The sequence below is a fragment of the Nocardiopsis changdeensis genome, assembly GCF_018316655.1.
In the GTDB taxonomy this organism is placed as follows: Bacteria; Actinomycetota; Actinomycetes; order Streptosporangiales; family Streptosporangiaceae; genus Nocardiopsis; species Nocardiopsis changdeensis.
In genome coordinates, this window is record NZ_CP074133.1 from 2,994,815 (window position 1) to 3,009,564 (window position 14,750).

Consider the following 14,750-nt stretch of genomic DNA (forward strand, 5'->3'; position numbering starts at 1 on the left):
CGGACCCCCGTGCCGGGGCGGTCAGCCGACCAGGCGCTCCAGCCGCTCCACCATGGCCGCCGGGCCCGGCTGCGCGGCGTTCTCCGCGGCCAGCTCCCGCGCCCGGGCGCGGTAGGAGGGGGACTCCAGCAGTGTCGAGCACGCCCGGGCGATGTCCTCCACCTCCTGGCGGTCCGGGTCGAGCATGATCGCCGCACCGGCGTCGGCGATGCGGCGCATCTCCACCGCCGACACGTCCTGGATGGCGATGAGCTGGGGGACGCCGCAGGCCATCGAGGTCATGTCGGTGGCGCCGCCGCCGTGGTGGACGATGACGTCGCAGGTCGGGGCGAGCACGTCCAGGGGGACCCAGCCCGCGCGCACCTGCGGATCGCTCTCGCGCACCTGCGCGGCCACCGGCTCGGGGGCCGCGACCACCACCTCCACCCCCAGCGCGCCGATGGCGCGCGCCGTCCGCGCCAGCCGGTCGCCCTGGAACACCCGGCTGCCGCCGGTGATCGCGACCCGCGGGCGGTCGGCCCGGGTGTACATCCACGGTTCGAGGTGCCGCTGCGGGTTCGCCGGGACGAAGCGCATCGTCACCGACTCCGGCGCGCCCTCCGGGCGCAGGCTCGGCGGACAGACGTCGATGTGCAGGTCGGGCCCGGGCAGCCGGTCCAGGCCCAGCCCGTCCAGGACCGGGCGCAGCACCTCCATCGCCCCGGGGTGGTAGATGGAGGCGTCGCCGCGGTCCCACTCCAGCATCACCCAGGGGACCGAGAGCCGCTGGGCCAGGAGCGCGGCCCCGTAGTACATCGGGCTGCCGACCACGAGGTCCGGCCGCCAGTGCTCGGCCATCTTCACCAGGGGGTCCAGGGATTCGACGCCGATCTCGGCGTACACCCGCCCGGCGGCCCGCGCCGCCCCCTCGGGGTCGGCGGGCATGCCGGCCATGAACGCCATGACGTCGTCCAGGTCGATCGGGGAGGTGCGCACCGCGGGCAGGCCCACGGACACGATGTCCGGGAGCACCCACTGGATGCCGGCCATGAACACCTCGTGCCCCGCGTTGCGCACAGCCGTGGCCAGGGCCGCGTGGGTGTAGACGGTCGCCGGACTGTTGCCGGGGATGAACAGCGCCTTCATCGGTTCTGCCTTTCTCGTGGAGCCAAGGGGCGGACCCGGTCCCGGGGTCCGCGGAATCGAAGGGGATGCGGTCGCCGCCGCGCCCGCCCGGGACCGGGGCCGCCCGGTCGCGGGGGTCACACCGGGGCGACCCCCTCCACAGGGCCGATCCGCACGGCGAGGGCGGGCTGCTCGGGCGGGGCCTCGCGCAGCCGGACGGTCGTCCCGTGCGGCGAGGGCCGCCAGTCCAGGGGGCCGGAGCCGTCCAGGGCGGTCACCTCGGAGCCGGGTTCCAGGAGCAGGTCCAGGCCCAGGTCGGCGGTGCGCGGCGTGCCCAGGACGATCGCGTTGAGGTGCCGGCCGGTCCGGGTGTACCGCACCTGGAGCCCCTCGTCGGTCGTCCCGTGCACCCTGGTCCAGGGGCGGGTGCCGCGGACGGCCTCCCCGTACACGTCCATCCAGGCGCCCAGCTCCAGCAGCCGCCGGGACTGGGACCAGGGGACGGCGCCCGTCCCGGTGGGGCCGACGTTGACGAGCAGGGAGCCGCCCCGGGCGACGACGTCGGCCAGCACGTGGACGAGGTGCACGGGGTCGATGTGGTCGGAGTCGCGCTCCTCGGCGTTGTAGAAGTAGCTGCCGCTCAGCGGCCGCACCGACTGCCAGCGGCCCCGCTCCGGGGGCGCGACCCCGGGTTCGCACGTCGCGTACCCGGCGTGGAGGTCGCCCCGGCCCTGGGCGGCGATGTCGAACCTGTCGTTGACCAGGCCGTGGGGGACCCTGTCGTGGTACCACTCGAACAGGGACGGCAGGTCGACGCCGGGAGGGGAGACCCCGTAGTCGTTCCACAGGGTGCACGGGCGGTACCGGCGGACCAGCTCCTTCCAGTGCCCGAGGAACAGGTCGCGGTAGTCCTCCCCCCGGGGCAGGGCGGCCAGGGCCGACGCGAGGTCGGAGACGGGCTCCTGCGAGAAGGAGAAGTCCCAGGCGCTGTAGTAGACGCCGAACTCCATGCCGCGGCCGCGCACCTCCTCCGCCAGCTCCCCCACGACGTCGCGCGGCGACGACCAGGCCGTGCCCCGCGGGTGGGGGTGCTCACTGGGCCACATCAGGAAGCCGTCCTCGGCCTTGGCGCTGAACACCACGTATCCGGCGCCCGAGCGCTCGAACAGCTCGCCCCACGGGCGCGGGTCCCAGCGGGGGACGACCTCGTCGCGCAGGCGCTCCACGAAGGCGGAGTAGGGCAGGTCGCCGTACCGCTCCCGGTGGTGGCGCCCGACGGCGCTCCCCGGGAGCGCCAGGGCGTTCTGGTACATGCCCGCGTCCCCGTCGGTCCGCCACCAGGCGGGGACGTCCGCGCGCTCGACCGCGCCCATGCCCGCCACCGGGTCGGGGAGCAGGGACCGCCGGACCGGGGCGTAGGCCGGGATCGAGGCCGCCCCCCAGTGGACGAGGATCCCGAGTTTGGCCTCGTCGAACCAGGAGGGGTGCCGCAGGGCGTCACCCCGCCCCGTCGTGTCGGTGTCCGCGGATTCGTGCATGGACGGCCTCCCGAAGTCTCACCGGGGGAGTGTAGGGTTCCCCGGACCCCCGGAACCGGCGCGGTTCCAGGGGTTTGTCACCTCCGCCGCCGTCGTTCCCCGGCTATATAGTGAGCCCCGTTCCGCGGACCCCCGCGGACCGGCGGGGACCGCGCACCGGCCGGGCGCCGGGGGCGGAGAAGGGGAAGGGGACGGGGGACGACGATGCGATTCCGCCTTCTCGGGCCGCTGGCCGTGGAGACGACGGACGGCCGCCCCGTCCAGGTGCCCGAACTCAAGGTCCGCAGGCTCCTGGCCGTACTGCTCACCGGCGAGGGGCGGGCGATCCCCGCCGACCGGCTCATCGACGAACTGTGGGGGGACACCCCGCCCGCCCGGCCGCTCCCGGCCCTGCGGGCCAAGGTGTCCCAGCTCCGCCGGGCCTTCGACGAGGCCGAGCCCGGCGGCCGGGACCTCGTCGTGTCCATGGCCTCCGGCTACCGGCTCGCCGTCGGACCCGACGACACCGACACCGACCGGTTCCGCCAGCTCATGGAGCGGGCCCGCGCCACCGGCGAGCCCCGCATGCGGTCCGTCCTGCTCTCCGACGCCCTCGCCCTGTGGCGGGGCCCGGCGCTCGCCGACTTCGCCGACGAGCCCTTCGCCCGGCCGGTGGTCGCCAACCTGGAGGAGCAGCGCCTGTCGGCGCTGGAGGAGCACGCGCAGACCCGCCTGGACCTGGGCGAGCACCACCGGCTCATCGGGGATCTGGCCGCGCTCGTGGACGAGCACCCCCTGCGCGAGCGCGCCCGCGCCCTCCACATGCTCGCCCTGTACCGGTCCGGCCGGGGCTCCGAGGCGCTGGAGAGCTACGCCGACGTGGACCGACTCCTGCGCGAGGAACTGGGGCTGGACCCGGGGGTCGAACTCGTCACCCTGCACCAGAGGATCCTCACCCAGGACCCCGCCCTCCTGCCGTCGGACGCCCGTTCCGACACCCCCCGGCGCAGGTCCAACCTGACGGCCCCGGTCAGCGACCTGATCGGACGCGCGGACCTGATCGAGCGCCTGCGCGAGGTGGTCCGCGCCGAGCGCCTGGTCACCCTCACCGGCCCCGGGGGGATCGGCAAGTCCCGCCTCGCGCTCGAACTCGCGCGGAGCATGGTCGACGTCTTCCCCGCCGGGGTCTGGTCGGTGGAGGCCGAGGCGGGCCGGTCCGCGAACCCCGGCGGGGAGTCCTCCGCCGCCCGGGTCGTCCAGGCCATCGCCGACTCCCTCGAACTGCGCGACCCGCTCCCGGCCGGGGCGGGCGAGGACCTGTTCCACCGGGTGGCCGACGCCCTGCGCCCGTCCCGCGCCCTGCTGGTCCTGGACGGCTGCGAGCGCGTCCTGGACGGGGTCGCCGACCTCGTCGAGCGCCTGTTGGGCGAGGTCCCCGAACTGCACGTCCTCACCACCAGCCAGGAGCCCCTGGGCATCGTCGGCGAGTGGCTGCACGTCGTCCCCCCGCTGGAGGTGCCCGACCCCGGCACGGACGCGGCGGCCGCGCGCACCGCCGGGGCGGTCGAGCTGTTCGTCCGCCGCGCCGCCGCCTCCTCGCCCGGGTTCGAGCTGACCGACGACAACGTCGGTCCGGTGACCGCCATCTGCCACCGCCTCGACGGGGTCCCCCTGGCCCTGGAACTGGCCGCCACGCGCGTGCGCGGCCTGGGGGTGCACATGGTCGCCGAACGGCTGGACGACCGCTTCCGGCTGCTCACCGGAAGCCCCCGCCGCACCCCGGCCCGGCAGCGCACCCTGCGCGCCACCATGGACTGGAGCTGGGACCTGCTCTCGGCCGCCGAGCGCCGGGTGCTGCGCCGCCTGGCCGTGCACGCCGACGGGTGCGCGCTGGCCGGCGCCGAGGCCGTCTGCGCCGGCCCGGACGTGTCGGCGGACGAGGTCGTGGACGTCCTGGGGAGGCTGATCTCCCGCTCCCTGGTCGTCATGACGGAGGAGGAGACCGGGCCGCGGTACCGCCTCCTGGAGTCGGTCGCCCTCTACTGCGACGAGCGCCTGGCCGAGGCCGGGGAGGACGGGGAGGTCGCCGCCCGGCATGCCCGGTACTACACCGAACTGGCCGAGCGCGCCTCCTCCTTCCTGTACGGGCCCGAGCAGCGCACCTGGCTGCGCCGCCTGGACACCGAGACCGCGAACCTGAGGCTCGCCCTGGACACGGCCCGGCTCACCGGCGAGGGCGACCTGCTCCTGCGCCTGGTCCGGGCCCAGCTCTGGTACTGGTATCTGCGCGGCCGGATCCAGGAGTGCCGCAGGGCCCTGGACGCCGTCCTGTCCGGGCCGGGGCCGTTGCCGCCGGGCGTGCGGGAGCGCATGTCGGTGTGGGCGGACGGCCTGGCGGTCCTCTCCGGCGCCGGGCCCGAACCGGCCGCGCTCGTCCACGAGAGCCTCGCGGCGTGCGAACGGGTCTCCGGCCCCGTGGACGCGGCCCGGGCCCGCTGGTTCGTCTCCATCGTGCTGTTCACGGTGGGCGAGAACGGGCTGGGCGCCGAACTGGTGGAGCCTGCGCTGGTCGACTTCCGCGCGCACGGCGACCGCTGGGGCGCCGCGGCCGTCCTGGCCCAGCGCACCTGGTTCTCCCTGGTGGCCGGGGACTACACCGCGGCCGCCCGCGACGGCGAACAGAGCATGGCGCTGTTCACGGAGCTGGGCGACCGCTGGGGGCAGGTCCAGGCGGGCGACGCCCTGGCGACCCTGGCCGAGGCCCTGGGCGACCACGCCTCGGCCGAGCGCCGCCACCGCGAGGGGCTGCGCGTGGCGGAGGAGCTGGGGCTGTGGCACGACGTCTCGTGGAAGCTCTCCGGGCTGGGGCGGGCCGCCCTGCTCACCGGGGACCACGCCGCGGCGCGCGAGTACCACCTGCGCGCGGTGCGCGTCGCGGAGGAGCACTCGGACCGGGCCGGGCTGATCTACGCGGAGATCGGACTGGCCCTGGGCGCGCGCCGGGAGGGGGCGCTGGACGAGGCGGAGCACCGCCTGAGCGGACTCCACCGGCGGCTGGACGGCCAGGGCGGGGTCGTGCTCGCGCAGGTCCTGAGCGAATGGGGCTTCGTCGCCGAGGCGCGCGGCGACGCCGGCACCGCGCTGCGCCGCCACCGGGAGGGCTGGGCGGTGGCCCGCCGGGAGGGGGACCCCCGGGCGATGGCGTCCGCGCTGGAGGGGATGGCCGCCGCCTGCGCCCTCGCGGGCCGGCACGCGCACACCGCCCGGCTGCTCGGCGCGGCCGGGGCCCTCCGCGAGGGGCTGGGCGTCGCGCCGCCCGCCGCCGAGCGCGCCGACGCCGACCGGGCCGGACAGGCCGCGGTCGCCGCCCTGGGGGCGGACGCCGTGGAACGGGAGATGGGCGCGGGCGCGGAGTCCGACCCCGAGGACCTGGTCGCGCGGGCCGCGGGCCCCGGGGCCCCGGGGGACGCCGCGCCCTGAGCGGGGCCCGCGAGGTGACATACCCGGCCCGGCGCGTTGGCCGCCCCGCGCCCCGGTGCACCACGATCGGTTCCGTCCGGGTCCCCGGGGCCCACGTCGAGCACTCGGAGGTCGTCGGTGAAGGGGATCATCCTCGCGGGCGGCAGCGGAACACGGCTGCACCCGATCACCAAGGGAGTCTCCAAGCAGCTCCTGCCGGTGTACGACAAACCGATGATCTACTACCCGCTGTCGGTGCTGATGCTGACCGGCCTGCGGGAGATCCTGATCATCTCCACCCCCGAGGACCTGCCCGGGTTCCGGCGCCTCCTGGGCGACGGCTCCGACCTGGGACTGAGCCTGGACTACGCGGAGCAGACGCACCCGTGCGGGCTTCCCGACGCCTTCCGCATCGGGGCGCGGCACGTGGGGGCGGACCGGGTCGCGCTCATCCTCGGCGACAACATCTTCCACGGCTGGGGCCTCTCCGACCTGCTGGTGGAACAGGCGGCGGCGGTGGACGGCTGCACGCTGTTCGGCTACCGCGTCTCCGACCCCGAACGCTACGGGGTCGGGGAGACCGACGCCTCGGGGCGGCTGGTCTCCCTGGAGGAGAAACCGAGCCGCCCGCGGTCCAACCGGGCGATCACCGGCCTGTACTTCTACGACAACGACGTGCTGGAGATCGCCCGCGACCTGCGGCCCTCGGCGCGCGGGGAGCTGGAGATCACCGACGTCAACCGCGCCTACCTGGAGCAGGGGCGCGCCCGCCTGGTCGAGCTCGGCCGGGGGTTCGCCTGGCTGGACACCGGCACCCACGACGCCCTCCTCCAGGCGGGCGAGTTCGTGCGCATCCTGGAACAGCGCCAGGGCGTCCGGATCGCCTGCGTGGAGGAGGTCGCCCTGCGGATGGGGCTGATCGACGCCGGGAGCTGCCGCCGCCTGGGCGAGGCGCAGGCGACGACCGGCTACGGGCGCTACATCATGGACGTCGCCGACGAGTACGAGGCGAGCGCCCTGCCGGACGCCGAACCCGGCGCCGTGACCTGGGCGGGTGTCCGATGACGCCGCCCGGGACCGCGCCCGCCGCCCCGCGCCCGGTGGCGCCGAGGTGGCGTTCGGACCGCTCCGCCGCCGCGCGCCTGCGCCGCTCCGCGGCCGTCGTGTCGACCCCCGGGCACCCCGACGGGGTCGCCGGGGTCCTGGACTGGATCGCCGAGCGGGCCCGCTCCGGCGGCTTCGGCGTGGACCGGATCCCGTTCGACGCGATGGGAGAGTGGGGGTTCGACCCGGCGACGGGCGACCTCGTCCACCGCACCGGGCGCTTCTTCGCCGTACGCGGTCTGCGCGTGTGCTCCGGCACCGGCCCCGCGGACGTGCGGCACCAGCCCGTCATCGACCAGCCCGAGGTCGGGGTGCTGGGCATCCTCGCCCAAGAGATCGACGGCGTCCTGCACCTCCTGATGCAGGCCAAGATGGAGCCGGGCAACCCCGACCCCGTCCAGCTGTCCCCCACCGTCCAGGCCACCCGCAGCAACCTCTCCCGGGCCCACGGCGGCCGCACGGTCCGCTACCTGGAGTACTTCCTGGACCCCGGCGAGGGCCGGGTCCTGGCCGACGTCCTGCAGTCCGAGCACGGCGACTGGTTCCTGCGCAAGAGCAACCGCAACATGATCGTGGAGGTCCCCGCCGGCCACCCGGTCCCCGAGCACCCGGACTTCCGGTGGATGAGCCTGGGCGCCCTGGGACGGCTGCTGCGCCTGGACGGCGTCGTCAACATGGACGCCCGCAGCGTGCTGGCCTGCGCCCCCGCCCATCCCGGCGCCCCCGACGCCCTGCACACCGACACGGACCTGCGGTCGTGGTTCGTCGGCGAGCGCTCGCTGACGCCGCTGCGCGCCGACCCGGTGCCCCTGGCCGGGCTGCCCGGCTGGCACCGCGGCGCCGACCGGATCCACCGCGAGGACGGCCTCGGCTTCGAGGTCGTCGCGGTCGGGGTCCGGGCGGGCTCGCGGGAGGTCGCCCGGTGGAGCCAGCCCCTGCTGCGCCCGGTGGGGGAGCGGGTGGCGGCCTTCCTCACCCGGCGGTTCGGGGGCGTGCCGCACCTGCTGGTGCGCGCCCGCCCCGAGGGGGGCCTGCCGGGCGGGGTCGAGCTCGGCCCGACGGTCCAGGGCGCGCCCGGGGACCCCGACCCCTTCGAGGGGCGCTCCCCCTTCCTGGACGCCGTCCTGTCCGCACACGGCGACGCGGTGCTCTACCGGGCCGTGCACACCGAGGAGGGCGGCCGGTTCCTCGACTCCCACGGCGTCTACACGGTGGTGCGCGACGACACCGCCCCGGCGGACCCGCCGCCGGGGCACCGGTGGGCCACCCCCGCCCAGCTCGGGGAGCTGCTCCGGCACGGCCACTACGTGAACGTGCAGGCGCGCACCCTGCTGTCCTGCGTCGTCACCGGCGCGGTGCGGCTGTGAGCCGGGGCCGGCGCGGCCGGCCCCGGCTCACCCCTCCAGCGCGTCCCCCACCACCCGGGAGAGGATCGCGACGCCGTCCTGCGTGAGCAGGGACTCGGCGTGGAACTGCAACGAGCCGAACCACGGCCCCCGCAGGGCGTGGACCTCCCCGGTCTCCGCGTCCCGGCTGACCTCCACGGCGCCGATGCCCGCGCACGCGACCTTGTCCTCCGCGCAGCGGGCGGCGAACGTGTTGTAGAAACCGACCCGCTCCCGCCGGCCGAACAGGTCGATCACGTGCTGGGCGCCCTGGTTGGGGACGGCCCTGGGCGCCACCTCCAGGCCCAGCTCCAGGCACAGGACCTGATGGCTCAGGCACACGGCGAGGAACGGGCGGCGGGACTCCAGCAGGGTCCGCGTCGCCGCGCGCAGGCGGGCGATCTTGGGGTGGGAGGCGTCGCGCGGATCGCCCGGCCCCGGCCCCAGCACCACGAGGTCGTACCCGCCGAGGTCGACGTCCTCCGCGAACGGCCGCACGGCCACCGACGGCCCGATGGACTCCAACTGGTGCGCCAGCATCGCGGTGAAGGTGTCCTCGGCGTCCACGACCAGGACCGACAGCCCCTCCCAGGAGCGCACGGGGGGCCGCCCCGCGCCCAGCCAGAAGTCGGACACCCGCGTGTTGCGCGCCCGGAGGGCCTCCCGGACCCGGGGGTCCTCGTTCATGCTCCGCGGCCGTCCGCCCTTGAGCGCCCCGAGCACCCCGGCCACCTTGGCGTGGGTCTCGGCGACCTCGGAGGCGGGATCGGAATGGCGCACCAGGGTCGCGCCCACGGAGACGCGGGTGCCGCCGCAGGGCGAGATCTCCGCGGTGCGGATCATGATCGCCGAGTCCAGCGTGGTCCGGCCGTGCCGGTCGCGGCCGATGAGCGCGAGCGCGCCGCTGTAGTGCCCCCGGCCCCGCCCCTCGTAGCGGGCGATGACCCGGCAGGCGTTCTCCAGCGGACTGCCGGTGACGGTCGGCGCGAACGCGGTCTCGCGCAGCACCTCCCGCGGATCCCGGTCGCACCGCCCCTCGATGAGGTACTCGGTGTGGGCGAGCCGCGCCATCTCCTTCAGGCGGGGGCCGTGCACCCGCACCCCCGCGTCGCAGATCCGGGCCATCATCTTCAGTTCCTCGTCCACCACCATGTACAGCTCGTCGGTCTCCTTGCCGTCGTCGAGGAAGCCGAGCACGCCCTCCAGGCTCGGGCCGGAGGGCGGGTATCGGTAGGTCCCGCTGATGGGGTTCATGGTCGCCGTGCCGTCCCGCACGCTCACGTGCCGTTCGGGGGTGGCGCCGACGAAGGTGCCCTCGGGCGTGTACAGGACGAACGTCCAGTACGTGCCGGACTCGTGCTCCAGCAGCCGCCGGAACAGGGCGAGCGCGCGGGTGCGGTCGAAGCCGTCGATCCGGGTGGTGAAGGACCGCTTCAGGACGAAGTTGGCGCCCTCGCCCCGTCCGATCTCGTCGGTGACGACCCGGCGCACGGCCTCGGCGTAGGCGTCGTCGTCCACGTCGAAGGCGCCGCCCGACAGGGTGATCCCCGGGTCGGGGACGCGCTCGCACACCTCCGCCAGCGGCATCCTCCCCTGTCCGGTGACCCGGAGCGCGACCAGGGGGGCGCCGTCGTCGATGTGGTCGAAACCGCGCTCGCGGATCTGCCGGTAGGGGACGGCCACCAGCAGGTCGTGCCGCTCCCCGTCCCCGCCGTCCGCGCGGGCCCCCTCCAGCGGCAGGTCGGCCAGGGTGTCGTGGACGGCGGTCTCGCCCGTGAGCACCTCGACCTCGCCCGGCGAGGTCTCGGGCCGGTAGAGCAGTGCGAAGGCGGGCGCGTCGCCGGACAGGACCGCGGCGAACGGGTCGTGGCCGCCGTACGGCCGGGTGCCGCTCATCCGCCCACCCCCGCGCCCGCCCCGCCCGCCGGTGCCAGCGCGGCGAGCAGGTGGTCGGTCAGGGTGACCTTCCCGCAGCGCAGGGCGGTGTACTCCAGGGCCCACCGGTGGCGTTCGGCGTCGAAGTCCGCGACCGCGTCGGCCGGCAGGAACACCCGGATGTCGTTGCTGTAGGCGTCCACGGCGGTCATCAGGACGCCGACGTGCGCGTACACGCCGCAGACGATGATCTGGTCCCGTCCCAGGGCGCGCATCCTGCCCAGCAGGTCGGAGCGGTGGAAGGCGCTGTAGCGCCACTTGGTGAACATCCAGTCCTCCGGGCCCGGCGCCAGGGGCGCGACGACCTCGCGGTCCTCGGGGGAACCGGTCATCCCCGGCCCCCAGAAGTCCATCAGCAGACCGCGCTCCGGCGGGGTCATCCGGCCGGGCTGGGCGGTGTAGGCGACGGGGATCCCCAGGGAGGCGCAGCGCTCGCGCAGCCGGGTGCACTGCTCGACGAGCGTCTTGCGCAGGTCGGGGGCGTCGTCGAAGGGGCGGAGGAAGAACTTCTGCATGTCGTGGACGAGCAGGACGGCCCGGTCCGCTCGCGGCTCCCAGTCCACGAGGGGGGCCGGAAGGTCGTCGGGCCCCGGCAGGGGGTAGGAGCGGATCGGTGGGATGGTCGGCATGGTCGTCCTTCCGGTGTCGGTCGGGTGTCCTTCTCCGGCGGGCGCGCCGCCGCGCCCGGGCGGCGGTTCAGGTGCCCAGGGTGGCTCCGCCGTCGACGGTCAGGGTGTGCATGGTGATGTGCGCCGCCCGGTCGGACAGCAGGAAGAGCACCGAGTCGGCGATGTCGTCGGGGGAGGCGATCCGCCGCAGCGGGATGCCCACCCGGTACGCCTCCGGGGTGCCGTCGAGCGTGCCCCGGGGGTCGGCGCCCGAGGCCCGCCACAGGGCGCGCAGCATGGGGGTGTCGGTGGACCCCGGCGCCACGACGTTGCAGCGGACGCCGTGCCCGGCCACCTCCAGCCCCAGGCACTTGGTGAACATCTCGGCCGCGGCCTTGGACGCGGCATAGGCCGCCATCCCGGCGCGGGCGGTGCCGGCGGCGTTGGAGGCCACCGTGACGATGGAGCCGCGCGAGCGGGCGACCATGTCACCGACGACGGCCCGGGACATGACGAACACGCCCTTGGCGTTGACGTCCAGGCTCTCGTCCCAGTCGGCCTCGGACAGGTCCCGGGCGGGGCCCGGGCGCATGATCCCGGCCGCGTTCACCAGGTGGTCCGGCGGCCCCCACCGGTCCCGCACGGCCTCCACCGCCCGCCGGGCGTCGTCGGGCGAGCGCACGTCGCCCGCGACCGCGGCGACGTCCAGGCCCGCGTCGGCCAGGCTCCCGGCGACCGAGTCCAGGGCCGCGGGGTCGCGGTCGAAGACCGCCACCGCGGCCCCCCGCTCCGCTGCGCCCCGTGCCACGGCCGCGCCGATGCCGCTCGCGGCGCCGGTCACCAGCACCACTTCGTCCTTCATGTCCTGCATCGCCGTCTCCTCGCTCGGGGGCGTTCATCGGGCGGACCAGGCCGAGGCGACGGCGACGGCCTGGTCCGGGTTGAGCCTGGGGTCGCACAGGCTGGTGTACTTGTCGGCCACGCGCTCGTCGTGGCGCCGGTCGGGCACGCACTCGGTGACCGCGTCGGGGGTCGTCTCCAGGTGCAGGCCGCCGGCGGTCCCGCCGGCGGACCGGACCGCCGCCCCGAACCCCCGGACCTCGCGGACGATCGCCTCCAGGTAGCGCGTCTTGAGCCCCGACGGCGTCTTGACGGTGTTGCCGTGCATGGGGTCGGACATCCAGATGACCGGGTGGCCCGCGCCGCGCACCGCCGCGACCAGCGGCGGGAGCAGGGACCCGACGGCGTCGGCGCCCATACGGGCGATGAGCGTGAGGCGGCCCGGGGTGCGGTCCGGGTCGAGGCGTTCGCACACCCGCAGCAGCTCGCCGGGGTCCGCGGACGGGCCGACCTTGCAGGCGACGGGGTTGGCCACCCGGGCCAGCAGGTCGACGTGCGCCCCGCGCGGGTCCCGGGTGCGGTCCCCGATCCACGGCCAGTGGGTGGACGACAGGAAGAGTCGGCCGTCCGGCGCCCGGCGCAGCAGGGGGGCCTCGTAGTCGAGGAGGAGGGCCTCGTGCGCCGTCCACACCGGTGCCGCCGGCCGCGGGCGGCCCGTCCCCGGGGACCAGCCCAGGTGCCCCATCAGGGTGCGGGCGGCGTCGTACCCCGCCAGCAGGCGCGTCGGGTCCGGGGCGCGCAGCTCCGCCACGGGCTCGGGCGCGTTGACCAGGTGTCCCCGGTATACGGGCAGGAGCAGGCCGCCCACCCGCTCGAAGGGTTCGGAGCGCGGTTTGGCGAACTGGCCCGCGATGCGCGCCAGCCGGACGACCGGCCTGCCGGTGTTCTCCTCCACCACGTCCGCCAGGGCCCCGACCAGTGCCGTCTTGGCCGCGGCGTCGGGGGCCGTGCACTCGGCGGGGTCCTCGGCGCAGTCGCCGGCCACCACCATGAGGTCCTCGCCCGCCGCGACCCGCGCGAGGCGGGCGCGCAGCCGGTCGGCGTCCTCGACGCGGACCAGCGGCGGACGCCCGGCGAGTATCCGCCGGGCGGTCGGCAGCCGGGGGTCCGCGGACCAGTCGGGCTGCTGCGGGGCGGAGGGGACGGGAGGATCCTGCTGCGGGGTGTACACGGAGCGCTCCACGTGGCGGGGACGGGGGTCTGCCGGGCCGGGGGGCGGGTGTTCGCTTCTCACGGTCGGTGCGGTGCCCCCGCGTTCCCGGCCAGTTCGGCGACGGCGTAGGCGGCCGACGCCAGGGTGATGTGCCGGTGCCAGCCGTTGAAGGAGCGGCCCGCGTAGTCGCGCACGCCCACGCGGTCCCCGACCGAGGCCAGGGAGCGGCCGACGCGGTCGACCAGGTCGGCGGAGCGGGAGACGGCCATCGCCGCCCGGTCCGCCGGGTAGGTGGTCAGCCACAGCTCGCCGGGCCAGTCGGGGCCGCCGGGGCCCAGGCCGACCAGGGTCAGGCCCCCGCCGGGGGCGGTGCCCGCGGGGTCCGCGGGCCCCGGGACCGGGCGGCCGACCCGCACCGTGGCCATCAGCGGCGGCCTGCGCACGGGGCGCGGTCCGCCGCCCGTGCCCCGGATCACCGGGCGGCGCAGTTCGCGGGAGGCGCGCATGATGCTCCCCGCGGGCAGGGTCCGGCCGTGGTGGCCGGTCAGCGCGGGCTCCTCCACCCGCAGCTCCACGTCCTCGGGCACCCGCGCCACCGCGTGCAGGCCGGCGGCGCGCAGCCGTTCGAGCGCGGGGAGGGGGTCGGCCCCGTCCAGGTCCAGGACCGCCGGCCGGACGGGCGCCCCCCAGGAGGCCACGGCCAGGCACGCCTGGGCGGCGTGCTCCGCCAGCAGGCCCGGGTCGGGCCGCGCCGGGATCCGGACGCCGCCGCAGTCCAGCGCGGTCCGCGGGGGCTCGGAGAGGTGGAGCCGCCACTCGACCGGCACGCTGACGCGGTCGGACGCCATCCACACGCCGATCGCCCGCTGGGCGGTGATCATCTGGCCCTCGGCGGAGGAGAAGTAGCGGCCCACCCCCACCGAGTGCCGCCCCACCTTGGGGATGGTGAGCGGGCGCACCACCCACGCGACCGGCGGTGCCGTCCGCAGCAGATGGGCGGCCAGCGCCCGGCGGACGGGGGTCCAGTCCCAGGTGGAGTTGCAGATGAAGTGGTGCAGGCCCTGGCCGGTGGCCGAATCGCCGATCAGTGACGCCATGTTGCGGATCGACTTGCGCCCGGGGGTGGACAGCAGGCCGCGCAGGTAGTCCGACCCCTTCCTGCGCTGGTCGCTGCGGGCCAGCGAGACGAACAGCTTCTCGGTCAGGGCGCCGAGCACCCCTTCCTCGTCGGGCGGTGCGCCGGCCGGCCCCGCGGGGACGCCCGGAAGGGCCGCCGGTCGGACGCGGTGCGCCGGCCGGGGCGCCGGGACCTTGCTCTTCGGATGTTCGATCGCTGTGTTCACACGGATTCTCCGGTCCGTTCGAGCCGGCTGTGCCTGCTTTATTCGGCGAATGGTCATCGGGTCGACGTGCTCGGACCAAAGCTAGGAGTCGGGTTCCTGACATGTGAATGGCAAACAGGCGGCAATAACGTGTGGGACAGCATCTAGCCATGCATGGCTATTTCTTGCCGGTACGCCCTTCCCGGGGTTGACGGTCCCGGCGGGCGTCAGCAGAGTGAGGAACGCTGACCGTCGGGATCGGA

At 75.7% G+C, this 14,750-nt stretch carries 10 protein-coding genes; 3 read left to right on the forward strand and 7 right to left on the reverse strand.

Going from position 1 to position 14,750, the window contains the following annotated elements; genetic code table 11:
* Positions 1–21: 21 nt before the first annotated feature.
* Entirely contained in the window at positions 22–1,125 is a 1,104-nt protein-coding gene (locus KGD84_RS13415; RefSeq protein WP_220560659.1) for a nucleotide disphospho-sugar-binding domain-containing protein, read from the reverse strand.
* 116 nt (positions 1,126–1,241) lie between these two features.
* Positions 1,242–2,642 (reverse strand): alpha-L-fucosidase, encoded by a 1,401-nt coding sequence (locus tag KGD84_RS13420; RefSeq protein WP_220560660.1) that lies wholly within the window; start codon positions 2,640–2,642, stop codon positions 1,242–1,244.
* 204 nt (positions 2,643–2,846) lie between these two features.
* Here KGD84_RS13420 and KGD84_RS13425 point away from each other — a divergent pair, with 204 nt between their 5' ends.
* The 3 genes from KGD84_RS13425 to KGD84_RS13435 all read left to right on the forward strand — a co-directional run bounded on the left by KGD84_RS13425 (position 2,847) and on the right by KGD84_RS13435 (position 8,551).
* Positions 2,847–6,101 carry an ATP-binding protein gene (locus KGD84_RS13425; protein WP_220560662.1) on the forward strand — a complete coding sequence of 1,085 codons (3,255 nt, stop codon included), beginning with the start codon at positions 2,847–2,849 and terminating at the stop codon, positions 6,099–6,101.
* 117 nt (positions 6,102–6,218) lie between these two features.
* On the forward strand, positions 6,219–7,145 hold the full coding sequence (gene rfbA, locus KGD84_RS13430; protein ID WP_220560663.1) for a glucose-1-phosphate thymidylyltransferase RfbA: 927 nt from the start codon (positions 6,219–6,221) through the stop codon (positions 7,143–7,145).
* Entirely contained in the window at positions 7,142–8,551 is a 1,410-nt protein-coding gene (locus KGD84_RS13435; RefSeq protein ID WP_220560664.1) for an NDP-hexose 2,3-dehydratase family protein, read from the forward strand. The genes rfbA and KGD84_RS13435 overlap by 4 nt, the downstream gene beginning before the upstream one ends.
* A gap of 27 nt (positions 8,552–8,578) precedes the next feature.
* On the opposite strand, the gene KGD84_RS13440 is transcribed toward KGD84_RS13435, so the two are convergent.
* The 5 genes from KGD84_RS13440 to KGD84_RS13460 form a co-directional block, all read right to left on the reverse strand.
* On the reverse strand, positions 8,579–10,465 hold the full coding sequence (locus KGD84_RS13440; RefSeq protein ID WP_220560665.1) for an anthranilate synthase family protein: 1,887 nt from the start codon (positions 10,463–10,465) through the stop codon (positions 8,579–8,581).
* Positions 10,462–11,133 carry an isochorismatase family protein gene (locus KGD84_RS13445; protein ID WP_220560666.1) on the reverse strand — a complete coding sequence of 224 codons (672 nt, stop codon included), beginning with the start codon at positions 11,131–11,133 and terminating at the stop codon, positions 10,462–10,464. Before KGD84_RS13445 ends, KGD84_RS13440 begins: the two co-directional genes overlap by 4 nt.
* Positions 11,134–11,200: 67 nt before the next feature.
* Positions 11,201–11,983 carry a 2,3-dihydro-2,3-dihydroxybenzoate dehydrogenase gene (locus KGD84_RS13450; protein WP_220560667.1) on the reverse strand — a complete coding sequence of 261 codons (783 nt, stop codon included), beginning with the start codon at positions 11,981–11,983 and terminating at the stop codon, positions 11,201–11,203.
* 24 nt (positions 11,984–12,007) lie between these two features.
* Positions 12,008–13,183 (reverse strand): 3-deoxy-7-phosphoheptulonate synthase, encoded by a 1,176-nt coding sequence (locus KGD84_RS13455; RefSeq protein WP_220560668.1) that lies wholly within the window; start codon positions 13,181–13,183, stop codon positions 12,008–12,010.
* A gap of 59 nt (positions 13,184–13,242) precedes the next feature.
* On the reverse strand, positions 13,243–14,382 hold the full coding sequence (locus tag KGD84_RS13460; protein ID WP_255646514.1) for an IS701 family transposase: 1,140 nt from the start codon (positions 14,380–14,382) through the stop codon (positions 13,243–13,245).
* Positions 14,383–14,750 lie beyond the last annotated feature (368 nt).